The sequence below is a fragment of the Hymenobacter aerilatus genome (assembly GCF_022921095.1).
GTDB classification, from domain to species: domain Bacteria; phylum Bacteroidota; class Bacteroidia; order Cytophagales; family Hymenobacteraceae; genus Hymenobacter; species Hymenobacter aerilatus.
Window position 1 is genome coordinate 431532 of the sequence record NZ_CP095053.1, and the last position, 16036, is coordinate 447567.

The following is a 16036-nucleotide window of genomic DNA, read 5'->3' on the forward strand; positions in this document are numbered from 1 at the left end:
CCCAGCACTCGGCTAGTGCCCAATCACAATCCGCCGCACAATAGTTTTGTTGGCCATCTGGAGGCGTAGCGTATACAGGCCGATGGGCACGTTGGGCGAAACCTGAACGTCGGGCTGGCCGGTGATGGGTAGGGGGGCACTATACGCCCGCACGCCACTGGCATCCCATAGCTCTAGGGTGGCAGTTTGGGGTAGGGCCGGCTGCACGCGCAAGTAGAAGGTGCCGTTGTTGGGAACAGGATACAGGCTTACTTGTAGCGGCACCTCTTTCACCTCCACTGCTTTGATAGGGGAATACACAGCCTGGGTACCGCAAAGCTGGCGCAAGCGGTAGTAGGTGGTGCCTAGCGGAGCACGCTGATCAATCAGGTCGTAGGTGTGGGCCTGCGTGGATGTGCCGGCGCCAGCCAGGCTACCAATTTCCTCAAACGTAACGCCATCGGAGGAGCGCTCTACTACAAAGGATTTGCTGTGGTGCTCCGTGGCGGTGGTCCAATGCAGTTGCACTTGCTGGCCTACACTGTTCAGCTCAAACTCGGTGAGGACAGGAGAGGGGTTGCCGTTTCTATTAGTATATAATACGCCGTTGGGGACCACTTGCTGTATCATGTCGGGGCCGTCGTAGCGCAGTACCAGCCCCTGGCTGCCACCATGCTCGCCGTAGAATACCCGTATGGTATGAAAACCAGCACTGAGCTTTTTGGTGGCCGTGGCCTCGCGGTAGCCGTGCGCGTCGCCAACATTGACGACCGTAGGCTGCGTGTCCTGATCAAACCAAACGGAAGCGGCATCGTCGGAACCGAGGTAGAACGTGTAGGTGCCGCCCGTGAGAGCATATAGCTTACCAGTATACGTAGCGCTGAACTCGTCAGGGTTGCCGGGGGAGTTGTAGACGGCTACATCGCCCACGTTGAACATATCCGTCTGCCCAAACGGAAAGTTTAGCTCATTCACGGCACGATTGACAATACCTGGCTTTGCTCGCGCAAAAAAAGACAAGTCATCGTAGAAATACCCCCGGTAATAGGTAGCCAATAAGCCCGCTTCGCAGTCAGTAGCTGGAGTAGTCTGACCCCACGTAAACAAAGGCGACAGAATACTTACGCAAAAGAATACAGATAATGCTATATACTTTGCTGATTGTAGCCAACGAAAAAAAGCGTAAAAGTTAATTTTCATAATCTGGGTGGAAAAGACGTAGAGGGCAGAAAACGGCAAACGTGAAGGAGTAAAAAGGCAAGCGAGAAACAACCCAAAATCCAACTATATTATCTTGCAATTGTAATATTCCAACGCCACCTGCTGCCATATACGCACACCACTTTCTGAGGTTTAAAATTATGGCATTGCGAGGAAAAAGAAAGAAAAATAAAGGCTAAATACTATTCACAAAGTAGAGAGCTTCTTTCCATAAAAAGGTTGCAGTTCTTTGTGAAACTCACCGCCCGCGCCCTGAATAAGTTTTCGTTTCCTCTGGTTATATGCTGATCTGGACCCTTACACCCCTGCTATTGCCCCTGCGCTATACCTGGAAAATTGCCCGCAACGCTTCTGACAGCAAAACCAATCTAGTGGTACAGCTTACTGATGGGCAGGGGCAGTACCAGGGTAGGGGCGAGGCGGCGCCCAACGTGCGCTACGGGGAGTCGCCGGAGCGGCTGTTGCAGGAGTTTGGGCAGCTGCTGGCAGTGGGGCTGGGCCGTGTGAGCAGCTTGGCGGAACTGCAAGCCTTACTGACGGCCTACCCACCCGCCCACGCGTTGCGCTTTGCCTTAGAGTCGGCCTATCTGCACCGCGAGGCGGCACGATTGGGGCAGTCGGTGCCTGCGCTGCTGGGCGTACCCGCGCCGGCAGCACGTACGCCCACCGCGTTTTCCTTACCCATTATGGAACCGGGCGCTGTGGCTGGCTTTATGCAGGAGCAGGCCATGCAGCGCTTTCCTCTGCTGAAAATCAAAGTGAACCAGGAAAGTGGCTACGAGCTGCTGCGGGAGGTAGTGCGCGCCGCACCGGGGCACCTGTTGCTGATTGACGGCAATGAGTCCTGGGCCGATGCCGATGCTTTGTTGCTGTTCCTGGAGAAAATCGGGCAGTTGCCGGGCTTGCGCGTGCGCCTGCTGGAGCAGCCCCTACCCGCCGCCTGCACCACCGACTACGAATACCTGCGTCCCCGCACGCCCTACCCCCTGTTTGCCGATGAGTCGGTGACCGATACGGCCGATTTTGCGGCTATTGCCCAGCAGTTTCATGGCGTAAATATGAAGCTGATGAAGGCCGGCGGTTATTATAATGGCCTACAGCTGTTTGCGCAAACCCGCGCTCATGGCCTGCAAACCATGCTGGGCTGCATGGTCGAAACCTCACTGGGCATCTGGTCGGCCCTGCAGGTAAGTGCCCTAGCCGATGTATGCGACCTGGACGGCTTCCTAATTCTGCGCGACGAACCGTTTGGGCTAGTACGCGAGCAGGATGGAGAGTTAGAAATGGCGGAGTTGTGAGCTTGTAAGTAGTGAGTAACAATACGGGTGTCATCCTGAGCTTGCGAAGGACCTTATCACGCTGGAATGACAGGCGTACCAACGACTCGTTCTGCGGGCATAAGGTCCTTCGCAAGCTCAGGATGACACGCATTTTCACTTCTCATTACCTACAAACTCACAACTTCACCTTTTCACTATTTCGCTACTTGCTGAAGCTGCTGGTCCAGCTCTTTAAGTTGCTGGTCGAGCTGACGGGTATTGGGCGAGGTAGGCTGGCGGGAGAGTAGGTCAATTTTTTGGTTGAGCAGCCGTACTTTTTGCTCCATAAGCTGCAACTGCTGACGCTGGCGGCTCAGTTGCGCTTGTAAATCGGGTAGAGGTACCACTTGGCCCCGCTCCACATACTGCTCAAAGCGGGCCGCCGTGGCACCAACGGTATCGTGACGGGCCGCGGCGGCACTGCTTGGCGTGGCAAATACAATGTTGCCTGTACTGTTCACGTAGTCTCCTTCGTGCAGGGTCGTCATTTTGCCGCTGGGAAGCTCCACAATGCCACTTTTGTAATTTATTTTGGTGCCGTTGGCTAGCCGGATGTTTTTCGTGAGCGGCTGATAATTATTATCTTGATGAAGCACTACCTCTCCATTGCGAAACAGAAACTGGGCTCCTATGCCGTAGGCGACTGCACCCACAGGCCGGACGCGGGGAGTTTTATTCTGGGCTTTTGCAAACGGTGTGGCTGTCAGCATACTACCCATTAGCAAAAGGGAAAGAAACGTGCGCATACGTTGCAGTTGAGAGTGAGAAAGTCTCCTCTACGCAACGGTACAATACAAGGACGGAGTAGTAGGTAGAGAAATTTTTTTGCGAAATATGTTGCGACATTAAATGTATGTACATACATTTGTATCGTTCATTCGCCGCGTAACTTATGTCAGCCATGAAGATAGAGGATGCCATCAAACAGCCGGTTTTCAAGGACTCCTATCAGAAGGTGATGATTAACCTCTTATATACAGCTGGGTGGCTGGAGTTGCGGCAAGCCTCGGCTTTCCGCGAGTACGGTATCACTGGGCCTCAATATAATATACTGCGCATTCTGCGGGGGCAGCACCCCAAGCCAGCCACTGTAAATCTGCTGATAGAGCGGATGCTGGATAAGACCAGTAACGCCTCGCGCATTGTGGATAAGCTAGAGGCCAAGCAGTTCGTGACGCGCACAGTATGCCCGAGCAACCGTCGTGCCGTGGACATCCGCATCACCGACGCTGGCCTAGCGTTGCTAGAAAGCATGCAGCCCGCGTTGGAAGAACAAAATACCGTGTTACAGAAGCTGAGCGCGGCCGAAGCCGAGCAACTCAGCGACTTACTAGATAAACTCCGGGACTGACGGCTTTCAGTCACATTCACTCCTTTTTTCATCATGAAAAAAATCGTTTTGTCGGCTCTCGTGGCCGCCACTTTCCTCGGCACTTCTGCTTTTGTTGCTGCTCCTGGCACCAACGCTGTTCGAGTGGAAAAAGCTGCCGCTAAGACCTACAAAGTACAGCCGCAACTCAGCACCCTGGGTTGGGAAGGTAAAGCCGTAACGCACGGCCACAATGGTACGGCTCAGTTTACGGGCGGTGAGCTGATGGTGAACGGTAATCAGTTGGTAGGCGGTACTGTTACGGTGGACATGACCACAGTAAAGACCACCGATATCAAAGATGCCGATAGCAACACCAAGTTTATGGGCCACATCAACTCGGATGATTTCTTCAGCACTTCTAAGTTTCCAACTGCTACCTTCAAAATCACGAAAGTAGCCTATATCAAAGGTGCCGCAGCTGATGCCAACAACGCCAACATCACCGGCGACCTAACCATCAAAGGCAAAACCAACAGCATCACCTTCCCTGCCAAGGTAGGCGTGAAAAACGGCGTAGCTGCTGCCAGCGGTACTGCCACTGTTGACCGCACCAAGTACGACATCAAATACGGCTCGAAGTCGTTCTTCGAAGGCATCGGCGACAAAGCTATCTACGATGACTTTACGCTGAGCTTCAACGTAATTGCCAAGTAGAATAGCACAAGACGTAAAAAGCAAAAGCCCCGCTACTATGCTAGTAGCGGGGCTTTTGCGTCTTATAGCATGGCTCGTTATTACGCAGGTAGTACTAAATAAGCTGTTGCTAACTGGAAATGAAGCAAATAAGCAGTAGTCAGAGTAGTAGGCAACCCACGGGTAAACAGCATAAAGCGGGCAACAGGCAGCTGGATTGTTGCTCCCACACCCCCGATACTGGCGGGTAGGGTAGGGTAGGGTAGGGTAGGGTAGGGTAGGGTAGGCGCTTACTGGGGTAAGGCTAGCTCGTGTGGCAGCTCAAACCGCAGGCTGTGGCTTTTGCTACGGGCATGCAGCTGCTGTAAAAACAAATCGAGGTCGGCCTTGTATTCCAACCACAGATCCTCGTGCAAGTTGGTACGCACCAGCGTGGTGGTGCGAGCTGCCAGCCGGGCGGTAGCGGTATAAAAGCCTGCAAATGGACTCTCAAACTGCCCCGTATAGTTGGCGAAAATATGCCGCAGGATATACAGGTTCAGGTCGACTTCCAGGCGCTTGTCTTTGGTGATGCGACGGGCGCGGGCTACCTCCTTCGTGGCTTTGCTAAGAGCTTTGGTGAGGCTACGGTTGAGCAGGCGCCCGGTAGCGCCTACCGCAAACAGCTCATGAATCTGATCCGAAGCCTGCTCATATACTGTTTCCACCGTCACATCAGAAAGTAGCTCGAAGCGAAGCGTATCGTATAGCTCGGCGTCGCGGCGCGCGGCGCGCAGGAGCAGGGCTTCTTTTTCCTTGTCGGTGAGGCGTTTCAGCGCCTTCTTAAACTCAGCGGATGGAACGGGCATGAGAGGTAATTAAAAAATTAAAAGGAAGAATTAAAAACGGATAAGTTGAGGCTAAGCTTCGGACCGACGGTACTGCCACGACGCGAAGGTAGGCAGGACCCGTTACGGCCAACACCCACTTCCTCCATGTGGTAGCAAGACACTGGGAGAAGCGTATTCCTGGTGAGCTGCGCTTCAAATAGAGGAAGGGACTAGCAACTGCGCAGCCTTTCAGGATGTTATCTGCGTAGAAACACGTAGCTGAGGTTGACCTTTTGCCTGGTTTTTTCGTAAATTTGCCCCATGCATAGCAACCCGCAAATCGATTACGACGAGGACGTACTGCTCTTAGAAGAAACCATTGACGTGCGCGACTTGGTCGTGTACAACGATGATGTCAATACGTTTGAGCACGTTATTAAAACCCTGATTGACGTGTGCCAGCACGAGCCTGACCAGGCCGAGCAGTGCACGCTGTTGATTCACTACAAAGGCAAATGCACTGTGAAGCACGGCGCCTACGATGAGCTGGCCGGCATGTGCACCGCCATTCACGACCGGGGCATTTCGGCTGACATTCTGTAGCAGCTCTTCCCTCGAAAAATTCTGTCATCCTGCGTCCGGCGAAGGACCTTATCACCCCTTGTTCGTTGTTAAGAAACGGGCCGGCGTGCTACGGTATCTGGCCGGCTTCAGGATGACAGTCTATTTTACTCCTTCCCGCTTTTTGAATGGAATTTCCCTCCAATTTTTGGACTCAGGGAAGTTAGTGTAGTATATAGTGTTAGTTATTAGTTAGTTAAGATAAGGCGTTGTTACATTAAAAATAGATTATGACCACTATTTCAGTATTGGTGGTCTTATTTTCTACAATCGGTGGTCCTAAGTTTTGAGTCTCTGAGATTGTATTTTAACTATATCAGTACCAACAAACTACGTCGGGAAAACTGTTTCTCTGTGCTGCACGTTCGCGGCGTCGGTAATGTGATTCCCTTCTACGGGTGCTGAACGTCGCGTGGTGAGGCTATAAATGCAAAAACCGGCTACTCATGGCCGGTTTTGTTGCATCGTCGGGGTAGGAGGGAGGCTAGTCCATAAGATTGACCATTATACCATGTTGACTAGAAAAGTATGCCACGAAAGTATGCTGAGGGTCACATAAGAACTCTACAGCCTCAGGACCTTTGTGAAGTTGCTCTATAGCGTCGGCTAAGTCTGGTGCGTCGTGCTTATAGACTTTGACTCTATCTGGCATTTCCTGAACCATCTTATCCAGCAAATAAGTATTCCGAAAAATCGTGTTGTACATTGTTTTATTGAGTTAGGTGAAAAAGAAAAAGGTTGGAAGAAAAGAGTCTGGTACACTCGATTCAACCAACCTATTACACTCCGAAAAGTGTTTTTATTTATTAAGACTAGTACCAGTAGCCTTGTAATCCCGTTTTGATATTACAAATGTATGGCAATCAAATAACCATTGTCAAGCCGCAGTTTATGTTTCGAAGAACATTATAATTTTGAAAACCGCGCCAATTAATTATTTTTATTGTAACAATGTGGCTCTATTAATCAGAATCAAAACCTTTTAGAATAATTCAGAGTTAGTATTCAGATTTCCCCAAATGTTTCTTTCCAGCGTTTGAGTAAGATTCTAGAAAAGTTTATATTCCTAGTCGTGGTATGTGGTTTTATCCTCTTTTTCGTAGATTCTCAGCTCACTATCTTTATACACTGCATATAAGTTAGTGTTTAGCTTTAATACAATGTCTTGGAGGCGCTGATTATTCTCTTTTAGCTGCTCAATCTCCTTATAGAAATCAGTGTGCTTTAGATTTTCAGCAACATATTCAGCAACTTGACGCTTCTTTTTATCAAGTAAGAAATGTATTCTCTGTTCTTCTTGTGTCATTTTCCGAACAATTATATCATTTGCCTGAATTTCATGTTCTTGACCATCTTTGGTGAAGTTGAATACAATATCTTCTACAGAGTCAATTGTGTTAAGTAATTCGTTTTCTTCACGCACTTGGAGTAATTTAAGTGTTAATTCTTCAATGCTTAGTTTGTTTAGTTCGTCGTATGTCATAATATTATATGTTTAATGGTGTTACAGTCCAAACCTAAATACTCTCAAATCTGGTAACAGCCATAAATGATTAGTTATAAAGTGCTGCAAAGCCTATTTTATTTTCCAGTGCCTTTATTTCAATTTGCGCTTCTACCACTGAGTCTTGTAACATTTTCAGGTAGCCTTTCTTGCTTTTCAATTCTGTCTCCATGCTTTCAATTTCAGTTGGAGTGAATTCCTGGTTTAAGAATCGTTGAATTTTTGTCATTTTGGTTTTGATTTTGTATTAGATTTTATGCAATTGGGCTTTAGCTGTCTGATATGCTTCATGGGCTTCTATCTCTGTTTTGAAGTATCCTAGATTTTCATTTTTACCATTTGTTTCTATCTGAGCCTTCCATTTGTCTCTATCTTTAGCCCAACTAACTCCAACATATTGGCTACTACTACCTTTAACTGAACTCGTATTGAATTGATTTTTCTGATTAGTAACCCAACGTAAATTGTTAACATTGTTATTTTGTCTGTTATGGTCAATATGGTCTATTTGTGGGGAATCGTTAAAATTTGGAATAAATGTATTTGCTACTAGTCGGTGGGCTAATTGACTTTTACTTTTACCATTAGTACAGATTCCGAAATATTTATACCCACCTTTATTAGTCCCAGGTTTCAAATACTTTCTCCTTTTCTCAGAATAAACAGTCCCATCCGTAAAGACCGTGTAGTTATCATCTTCCTGAAGTGGTAGCCCAAGACTGTGATTACTAATCTTCACTGAGAAAACTTGGTTCTTAATTATTCCTTTGATTGGTTTTATTTTCATTAACTCAATACGCTGGTTTATCATTAGTACTGAGGAATTAGATTATCTTTTGTTAGCTGCTGCCACAGAAAATACATACCTGGACTAGTTATTTCAATTGTGCGGTCAACAGAGGCAAAATATCCGCTATTCTTGTAGGCTTCAGCAATATGATAACGTCCTCCGCTTTTGGTTAACATCTTGCGTTCAACTAGAAACTTAAATAAGCCTCTGATTCCATGCCTTAGAATCCTAGCAGCAATACCAATAGTGTAACTACCTTCTGCTTCCAACATATTATTGGTCCAATCAATTTTTTCTTGTCGGGTTGTGCCGGGCTTATGGCTTCCAACGGCGTCAGCATAAAGAGCTAGTTTATTTTCGGCCTCATAACTTTCCTTTTTATGTGTTTGGCAACCTAGTTCAAAAATGTAGGCGAGACTTAGGGGGAAATCATTATCAGTTAGTAAAACATTTGGTACGAAATATTCCCACGCCTCTTTAGGTATGTAATCAGTGACCAATAGTTTACCACCCTGCAATACTGCCAATCCGGTAAAATCTCCAACTTCTCTCTTGTAATCTTTTTCGTCGTTTTGTGAAACTTGCATATAATTATTTGTTTTTTTGTTTTGAGTTTTAAGAAAAGAGTGCTGATTTTTCACAACACCCTTTTCGATTTAGCTATTATTAGAAACCAGTTACCAACTTCAATACTGATACATGGTAAACCCCAACCTGACCATATTTGGCGTCTGGAATAAAACGCTTTGGATATTCTGAATCCTTACTCAGTGCCGTAGCTAGTTTTCCCATACGTTGCACGTCGGCAGGTGTGAGAGTTTTTTTCTGTTTCTTGCAATAACCTGCTACAGCGTAATAATCAAGTGGAATTACATTATTCTCGTAGGCGTGTTGTAATTGCTTAACCTCCTGCTGAACGTCGGCCACGTCGGTTTCAACTGCTACCATGCGTTGCTCCTGGTGCTGTAGTGCCTGGATTGCTCCTGCTAGAATATCCAGCTGACTTTGTGGTTTAGCTGCTATCTCCTTTAGTTGCTTTTCGCACTGGATAAAATAACGTCGGGCAATACGTCCTTTTTCGTTACCCTCCACCATTGATAGTTCCTTGGCGGTATCCAGTAGGAGAGCATATTCTATTGTAGGTCTGCCTCCTTCAAGGTTTTCCACAAGATTATGGTAAACCTCAAAGTCTACATTTTCAACGAAACCGTATTTTTTAATTCTATTCTTAATCCAAGTTGAAAAGTCTTGCTTGGACTCTAAGAATGTGTGTAGTTCTCTTGCTGATACTACTTGCTGACCATTTCCATTAGGATTAGGTGTGATTGTGATTAAATCTTGCATAATTTATTTTGTTAAAAACCCTAGGCTCTATTAGTTTAAGCGAACTTCGGGGTACTCTGAGCCTGGATTCCAAGCATTTTTTCTATTACCTGTTTTGGATAGAAATATTTGATACCACACTTGTAAAACGGTGGCTTATTTTGTAGTAACCAGTAGTTTATTGTACTTGGTGTTAAGTGGTTAGGGTAAAAATGCACCAGATTATGTCTAGCTAATACTCTAACTCCCTCAATGTAAAATTCAATGTCATTCTCTGTTATTTCCTGAATCTGTAGTAGGTTTTCCTTTTCATTCATATAATATGTTTTAGTGTGCATTAAATTCTTTGGTTGCTAAAAAAAGACAGTGAGAACTACTGCCTTAATTCAGAAATAATCTATATGCAAAGAATTAATTTTCTTGTTGGTGTGTTTGGTTGGTTGTATTCAAAAATACCAGTCTTTATTTTATGCCGATAGTCTTTATTCAAAATTTATTTCTGTGGTTTGTTAGGAAGAAAGCAAGTCGGGGAATCACAAACCCAACTCACTTTCAAACTAACGGCTCAATAAGTATTATGAATAACAGAAAGGATAGAACGGCTAAGAGCAATAACTTTCTTGAACAAATATGGACTCACTTTATTTATAACGATAGGGGCAAACTGAAAATAATTAGAGACAATTTGTCAGGTAGTAATATTTTATTTTTAATGTAACCCACGTCGGGAAGGGTAGAGTGGCCTACGTCGGGAAGAATCAGTTGTGTAAAATATATGTACCTACATAGGTCGCCCACTGTCATACGCACAAAGAAGCCCCAACACGTTAATGTTGAGGCTCTTAGGACTGTTGCAATAAGTAGGAGTGGAGTTCTGTTAGAAGAGCGTTAGTTGAGGCATGTAGGCAAATAGGTTATCATACTGGTTATTTGTTGTGTCTCCATCAATATGCTTCACCTTAAATTTCCCCTCTACCAGCTTTTCTCCTGTTAAATGTGGTTGCCATGTACCAGCTACTAAATAATGTACTGGTAGGTCTAGATTTGCATAAATAAAACCATCTGCACCTTTTCTCAACTCACACAATTCTTTGGAATCAACAAAACGCACATTACCAAAATCCGACACTTCGAATCCTGGATTAAATGCAGCTGGTAGCCAACGCTCAAAATTGTTAGTTTCCATAGATGATAATTTACGCAAATCAGAATGTAAAGATACTTGATTTCTAATATTTTAACAAATCAATTAATATTCAAAAAATCCGAAATAGACATTCGATTATATTCTAATGTATTCCTTTTCTTCCTATTTCGAAGGCCAGTAACTACTTGATAATCAATATATCATAAGGGTACTTTTGTTCTATCGTACTGCTTTACTTGGTATATGATACAGTAAGTAGGCTGTTTATATACTGTTTGTCCTGGTGTTATATACTGCTAATAGTGGTTAATCATACTGCAAGCAAGGTATATTTTTATGATATGTGTTGTATTGTACTGAATTGTTTCTACCTTTGCAGTACCAGAACACACACAACCAGTATTACCATGAAGCCTCAAGCCTGTATCAGTAACGCCGTGATTCGTGAAAATCAGCCTGTTATGACAGTGACTGAGGCGCGGCTATTTGTGGCTTGCCTCCGTGCTGTAACTCTGAGCGCGGGCGAACTACAGGAGATTCGAGTACGGATGGTGCCTGACGTTATCAGTAGTTATAGTGGTCAGGCTTATAGCTTGGTGAGAGATGCCATAGAGAGTCTGAAAGGCCGAAAGTATGAAGCTGCTGGTGGTGAGTCCCTGTTTGCAACCTTGGAGATAGAGGACCAGACAGGAGACGTGGTGGGGGCATGGAATCCGGCTGTTAGAGAGCACTTGACAGATTACAAGGCCAATGATGTTACCTATACTACTTTGGATTGGCAGGATAAGCGGTTTAAGAATGCCCATACCTACCGGCTCCTGTGGCTGCTGAAGTCGTATCAGAGTCTCCATACCCCGAAAGTTTGGAAGGTAGAAGAGCTGAGGCTTGCTATCCTGAATGACTTGACTACCTACCCCAATCTTGCCGATTTTAGACGTGGTTTATTGGATAAGGTGTGTGCTGAACTAGGTTATGGATATGAGACCAAAAAGCGCGGCAAACGTGTCACAGGCATTGTTTTTAAAGCTTTACCCGTTCGGAATCCTGCTCAGGTTGCTATTGATTTTAAGGAGCCTGTAGTAACTCCCAAGAAAACGCAAAAAGAAGCTCCTGGTAAGACTTTGGAGATTGGAGCTGAATGGAGTGACAGTGATAAGCCGATAGTGGCTCAGAAGTGCTCTGTATTGCAAAAACGTGGATTAACAGTGCCTCAGGTTATGCAAATTCTCAGCTGGTGTGGTGGTAGCGTTGCCAAATTCGATAAGGTTACAAAAGCTGCGCACGGTGCCTACTGCGAAACACAGACAAACGGTGGTATAACCAATGTGGCTGCCTATATAGTGGCTCGTATCAAGAAAGACTGTCCTGGTATCTTCTAAATCTATTGAAATGTTTAAAAGCAGTGAACTTGGGAAACCTAAGAATGCCGAGAATAAATGTGTTCTACTTGAAGGCATTATAAAGATGGATTTTGGTTCTGGTAGTTTTATTAAAATAGACCTTACACCTCTTGAAATAATTTGCCTCAGTAGCTATGCTTATGGTACTGAAAAAACTGCTAGTGAATTCAATGAGATTATTAGGAAATGTAAACTGACTAACTTAGGTATATAATAAATCCTCTCTAACGCACTCAAATTCACTTAGCCTTATGATTCCCTTACCTTACCGCTAAAAGTCTTGTGGTGAGGCTAAAAATGGTGTAAACAGTAAGCTTTGGCTTCTATTGAGGTCAAATGTTTGTTTTTGCATTAAAGTCAGTTTATCTAAATATAGTAAAAACTGAATGTAACAAAGTGCCTAAGTTCCAAGTATAATGATTACAAACCTCAAACATTTTGAACTTTACGACTATGACTAAGAGAGAAAAAGACCGCCTGACCAAAATTGTGGACAAATACGTGGAGAAGAATAGCAATTATATCAGATTAATGCGGGAGGCGATTGAGAAAGGTGAAGGGTTTTATGAGGCTGCTGGTGAGGGTCAGACATTAGCCATGAATCTACCAACTGAGCATTATGCTTTCAATTCACATGTTGAAGCTGAAGCGGCTAAAATGCCACCACCAAAGTATAATTATGCTCGTAAGCCTGGGAGACCAAAACAACCATACGTGGAACCTGTAGAATTAAAAGATGTGGCTGTAGAACCTAAAGCATAAAAAAAGGAGACTCGTTATGGGTCTCCTTTTTCATTATCAATACTTCTGGTTATTCAGCTGGTGTTGCCTGTTTCTTTGGCCGACCAACTTTCTTTGTTCCCTCAGCACGTGGTTTGCGCTCTTTTGGCTCGGGCTTGTAAGAAGGGTCTAGAATTTCATTAAGCTCTTCCATAAGTCCAGCTATTTTAGCTACGTTCTTACGGGCTGCATTTAATACAGTCTCATTCTTGCTGGCGCTGTCAATCAGTTCCTGAAGTTTGGTAATATCCATCTTAGTAATTTGGTTGGTGTGTGGTTAATTATTATTGATTACGTGCCAAAGATAATTAAGATTATAGATATTCAATACTTATTTTGATAGAGAATAAAAGGAGAATCTACCCCTAATGAGAAGGTGTTAACTAACTGATATATTATACGTTATGTGTATGTTTTCTGACATTTAGCAGTACATAAAGTAATATGCTTACTCTAGGTAGATTGATAACTACTTATTGATACCTATACATAATACCTATACTTGATACTAATTGATATGATACCTACTATCCTGGTAGGAAGGAGATGCTGAAAGCATTAATCTCCTGACGCTACTAATATACTACACGAATCGTTGTTACAGAGTCCGGCGAAAACCGGCGAATGTAGAAACCCAAATAATTTCTTCACACTGGCTATATCGCGGCAAGGTGAGGGAGGGTATATTTGTTCAAGAGCAACTAATAACTCTCGCGCTAATGTCCAGTAGCAGCAAAGAAATCACTCTATAACCACTATGTAGAAATCGTTCGTGGAATAGGGACAAATCAAATCCTGAATTGGTAGAGCCTGGACAGTCTGCCTTTTCAGGATTTTTTGTTTTCAATGAGTCGATAAAATAAAAGCATACTATTTATAACTGCTGGTAGAGATACTGGCTTGGGGGTCAGCTAGGGTTTTTCATTTCAGTTACCTAGCTGACGCACCATCCCCAAAACTTGAAATGGCTGGTTGTGGTGACTAGATATAAAGATGACTGAAATGATAAGTGTCAACGCGTAAAAGAGGTATCGTATTCCTGGTACCAAGTAAAATAAATATCCCCAAAATTCTTATCGAGAAAGGCAAGACACAGAGAGAAGTGAATGACCATCAAGATAAGTACCATTACATTCTTCATAAAATCACTGAGGAACGCATTTTAAAGGCATTCTACAGCACGAAAGAAGATAAATCAATTGCTAGCTTCACTCAATTATCAATGAAGGTCCTGGACCAAATTCTAGGTTCTCATTATGCTCATAAAGTAGTATCTGACTTATTGGCATGGGGCCTAATTCAAAGTGATAATAGATATATAACCCTTGCAACAGCTGTAAAGGAGACTGAGAAAGGATTCAAGACAGAAGCAAAAGCTAAAGGGTATCGGATTCATCCAGATTATGTCAGCAAATGCGTGGCCTGGGACGTGTATAAGACGGAAACCATTGGTAGAAAGCTGGAAAACAAGGCTACAATGACTCTTACTAAGTCTCCAACAGCATTCAACATAATTGGCCGGAACCTCAGAGACCTCAGGATTCACGAAAAAGAGGCATACAGCCATATCCAAGAGCTACAAAACCTGGCTAAAACGTTTCTGCTGGATAATAAGAAGCTCCTGACCATTCAAAGAAGTCAGAAAGGCTATAGAGAAGTACTGAAAACCTATAAGAATCTACGTTCTCAGCTTGGTATTCAACACCAGACACAACTAACCGGCTATCCTTTTCTCATGGAGCCAAAGAAGCTCAGAAAGGCTCTAAAATCGGCCCACAATGAGGGATTGACCATATACGAGTATCTGAAGCTAAACGTGCAAGACAGAGCGGAAAGAGCTGAAATAACCATTGATAAGATAGTGACTGGTGCCAAACCTGGGGGCTTCTTTATCGAGCAACCAGACAAGTCTAGCAGGATATACACCAACCTCACCATGTTATCTAAGGAGATAAGACAGTTCCTCTACCACAGACAGTCAGATAGCTTGGTAAACATGGATATAGCCAATAGTCAACCTTTCTTCTTCAATAAGCTACTCAAGGAATACTATGCTGATTGTGAGCTACCAGAAGATGTTAGGTTATATATCGAGCTAACGTCTACAGGACAATTCTACAAGTACATTCAGCCTCGTATCTCGCCAAATTGCACCGACATAGGAGGATTCAAGCAGGAATTTTTTGCAGCTGTGTTCTTCTGTCAGATTGAGCACACAGAATCCAGCAAGAAAGCTCAAAAGTTTGGTGAAATGTTCCCGAATGTGTTAGAAGCAATTCAATACTATAAAAGAGGGGACTACAAACAGCTGGCTATTCGGATGCAAAGGGTAGAAGCGGGTGTAATGCTCAATCGGATAGTCAAAGAGCTTCATAAAAGGGCTATTTGGTGCTCTACAATCCACGATAGTATAGTATGTCTACCCCAACATCAATCTCAGGTCCTGAGCATCATGGAAGAGATATTTAATGATGAATTGAGAATGATACCAACCATAAAAGCAGAAACAATAAAAATCAAAGGATAAGAATATGAAAGTAAAACCAATCAAAGGAATAATTAAGAACCACGTTTTCTCAGTAAAGATTAGTAACCATGCATTCGGATTACCATTAGGAGAAGATAAAAACTATATGGTATTCAATGATGGTACTGTTTATTCTGAAAAGAGTAGAAAGTATTTGAAGCCTGGGAACGATAGTAAAGGATATTTATTCTATGGTATCTGTACTAACGGAAAAAGTAAGAGTCAAAAAGCGCACCGATTAGTAGCAAAGACCCATATTCCTAATTTTAACAATTACCCACAAATAGACCACATAGATAGAGATAGACAGAATAACCATGTTTCAAATCTTAGGTGGTGTACGAATCAAATGAATCATATGAATAGAAGTGCTAAGAAATCCAGTACAAGTAAATTTGTGGGTGTTTATTGGAATACCGCTGCAAAGAAATGGCATAGTTCCCTTGGTATTAATGGTAAGGTAAAATATCTAGGTCTATTTGATGATGAATTAAAAGCTCACCAAGCATATTTAACAGCTAAAGAGAAATATCATAAAATGTGAAAACTAATCCTGGTCTTAACTGGTCAGGATTTTTTATTTGTTCTACTATTTAGACGTATAGAATTGA

General features: G+C 43.8%; 18 protein-coding genes. 8 read left to right on the forward strand and 10 right to left on the reverse strand.

What is annotated here, in order from left to right; translation table 11 throughout:
* Window positions 1–12 precede the first annotated feature (12 nt).
* Complete coding sequence (locus MUN82_RS01760; protein WP_245094388.1) at window positions 13–1086, reverse strand: PA14 domain-containing protein; 1074 nt, start codon at window positions 1084–1086, stop codon at window positions 13–15.
* Window positions 1087–1481: 395 nt separating this feature from the next.
* On the opposite strand from MUN82_RS01760, the gene MUN82_RS01765 reads away from it, so the two are divergent.
* A complete protein-coding gene (locus MUN82_RS01765) occupies window positions 1482–2498 on the forward strand; it encodes an enolase C-terminal domain-like protein (RefSeq protein ID WP_245094390.1) in 1017 nt (338 codons plus the stop codon).
* A 176-nt stretch (window positions 2499–2674) separates the two neighbouring features.
* On the opposite strand, the gene MUN82_RS01770 is transcribed toward MUN82_RS01765, so the two are convergent.
* Window positions 2675–3265 carry a DUF6799 domain-containing protein gene (locus tag MUN82_RS01770; RefSeq protein WP_245094393.1) on the reverse strand — a complete coding sequence of 197 codons (591 nt, stop codon included), beginning with the start codon at window positions 3263–3265 and terminating at the stop codon, window positions 2675–2677.
* 155 nt (window positions 3266–3420) lie between these two features.
* Here MUN82_RS01770 and MUN82_RS01775 point away from each other — a divergent pair, with 155 nt between their 5' ends.
* Both MUN82_RS01775 and MUN82_RS01780 read left to right on the forward strand, forming a co-directional pair.
* Complete coding sequence (locus MUN82_RS01775) at window positions 3421–3870, forward strand: MarR family winged helix-turn-helix transcriptional regulator (RefSeq protein ID WP_245094396.1); 450 nt, start codon at window positions 3421–3423, stop codon at window positions 3868–3870.
* A 33-nt stretch (window positions 3871–3903) separates the two neighbouring features.
* Window positions 3904–4545: a YceI family protein gene (locus tag MUN82_RS01780; RefSeq protein WP_245094399.1), complete on the forward strand. Its 642-nt coding sequence runs from the start codon at window positions 3904–3906 to the stop codon at window positions 4543–4545.
* A gap of 269 nt (window positions 4546–4814) precedes the next feature.
* Here MUN82_RS01780 and MUN82_RS01785 read toward each other — a convergent pair whose 3' ends face one another.
* On the reverse strand, window positions 4815–5372 hold the full coding sequence (locus tag MUN82_RS01785; RefSeq protein WP_245094401.1) for a hypothetical protein: 558 nt from the start codon (window positions 5370–5372) through the stop codon (window positions 4815–4817).
* A gap of 282 nt (window positions 5373–5654) precedes the next feature.
* On the opposite strand from MUN82_RS01785, the gene MUN82_RS01790 reads away from it, so the two are divergent.
* Window positions 5655–5936, forward strand: a complete 282-nt coding sequence (locus MUN82_RS01790) for an ATP-dependent Clp protease adaptor ClpS (RefSeq protein WP_245094404.1) — start codon at window positions 5655–5657, stop codon at window positions 5934–5936.
* 1084 nt (window positions 5937–7020) lie between these two features.
* Here the strand turns inward: MUN82_RS01790 and MUN82_RS01795 are convergent.
* From MUN82_RS01795 to MUN82_RS01820, 6 genes are all read right to left on the reverse strand, one after another.
* Window positions 7021–7437 (reverse strand): hypothetical protein, encoded by a 417-nt coding sequence (locus tag MUN82_RS01795; protein ID WP_245094407.1) that lies wholly within the window; start codon window positions 7435–7437, stop codon window positions 7021–7023.
* Window positions 7438–7507: 70 nt separating this feature from the next.
* Window positions 7508–7687: a hypothetical protein gene (locus MUN82_RS01800; RefSeq protein ID WP_245094409.1), complete on the reverse strand. Its 180-nt coding sequence runs from the start codon at window positions 7685–7687 to the stop codon at window positions 7508–7510.
* Between the two features lie 18 nt (window positions 7688–7705).
* The gene (locus tag MUN82_RS01805) at window positions 7706–8269 is read right to left on the reverse strand and encodes an HNH endonuclease (protein WP_245094412.1); all 564 of its coding nucleotides are present in this window, start codon (window positions 8267–8269) and stop codon (window positions 7706–7708) included.
* A complete protein-coding gene (locus tag MUN82_RS01810; RefSeq protein ID WP_245094415.1) occupies window positions 8269–8889 on the reverse strand; it encodes a phage antirepressor KilAC domain-containing protein in 621 nt (206 codons plus the stop codon). The genes MUN82_RS01805 and MUN82_RS01810 overlap by 1 nt, the downstream gene beginning before the upstream one ends.
* 25 nt (window positions 8890–8914) lie before the next feature.
* Entirely contained in the window at window positions 8915–9592 is a 678-nt protein-coding gene (locus tag MUN82_RS01815) for an antA/AntB antirepressor family protein (RefSeq protein WP_245094418.1), read from the reverse strand.
* Window positions 9593–10448: 856 nt separating this feature from the next.
* Window positions 10449–10757, reverse strand: coding sequence for a hypothetical protein (locus MUN82_RS01820; protein WP_245094421.1), 309 nt, complete (start codon window positions 10755–10757; stop codon window positions 10449–10451).
* A 368-nt stretch (window positions 10758–11125) separates the two neighbouring features.
* Between MUN82_RS01820 and MUN82_RS01825 the strand changes: the two genes are divergently transcribed.
* Both MUN82_RS01825 and MUN82_RS01830 read left to right on the forward strand, forming a co-directional pair.
* Window positions 11126–12097 carry a replication initiation protein gene (locus tag MUN82_RS01825; RefSeq protein WP_245094423.1) on the forward strand — a complete coding sequence of 324 codons (972 nt, stop codon included), beginning with the start codon at window positions 11126–11128 and terminating at the stop codon, window positions 12095–12097.
* Between the two features lie 474 nt (window positions 12098–12571).
* Window positions 12572–12880 carry a hypothetical protein gene (locus tag MUN82_RS01830; RefSeq protein ID WP_245094426.1) on the forward strand — a complete coding sequence of 103 codons (309 nt, stop codon included), beginning with the start codon at window positions 12572–12574 and terminating at the stop codon, window positions 12878–12880.
* Between the two features lie 49 nt (window positions 12881–12929).
* On the opposite strand, the gene MUN82_RS01835 is transcribed toward MUN82_RS01830, so the two are convergent.
* Window positions 12930–13151, reverse strand: a complete 222-nt coding sequence (locus tag MUN82_RS01835; RefSeq protein ID WP_245094428.1) for a hypothetical protein — start codon at window positions 13149–13151, stop codon at window positions 12930–12932.
* Between the two features lie 756 nt (window positions 13152–13907).
* Here MUN82_RS01835 and MUN82_RS01840 point away from each other — a divergent pair.
* Together MUN82_RS01840 and MUN82_RS01845 are read left to right on the forward strand one after the other, a co-directional pair.
* Window positions 13908–15425, forward strand: a complete 1518-nt coding sequence (locus MUN82_RS01840; protein WP_245094431.1) for a hypothetical protein — start codon at window positions 13908–13910, stop codon at window positions 15423–15425.
* A gap of 4 nt (window positions 15426–15429) precedes the next feature.
* The gene (locus tag MUN82_RS01845; protein ID WP_245094434.1) at window positions 15430–15969 is read left to right on the forward strand and encodes an HNH endonuclease; all 540 of its coding nucleotides are present in this window, start codon (window positions 15430–15432) and stop codon (window positions 15967–15969) included.
* Window positions 15970–16036 lie beyond the last annotated feature (67 nt).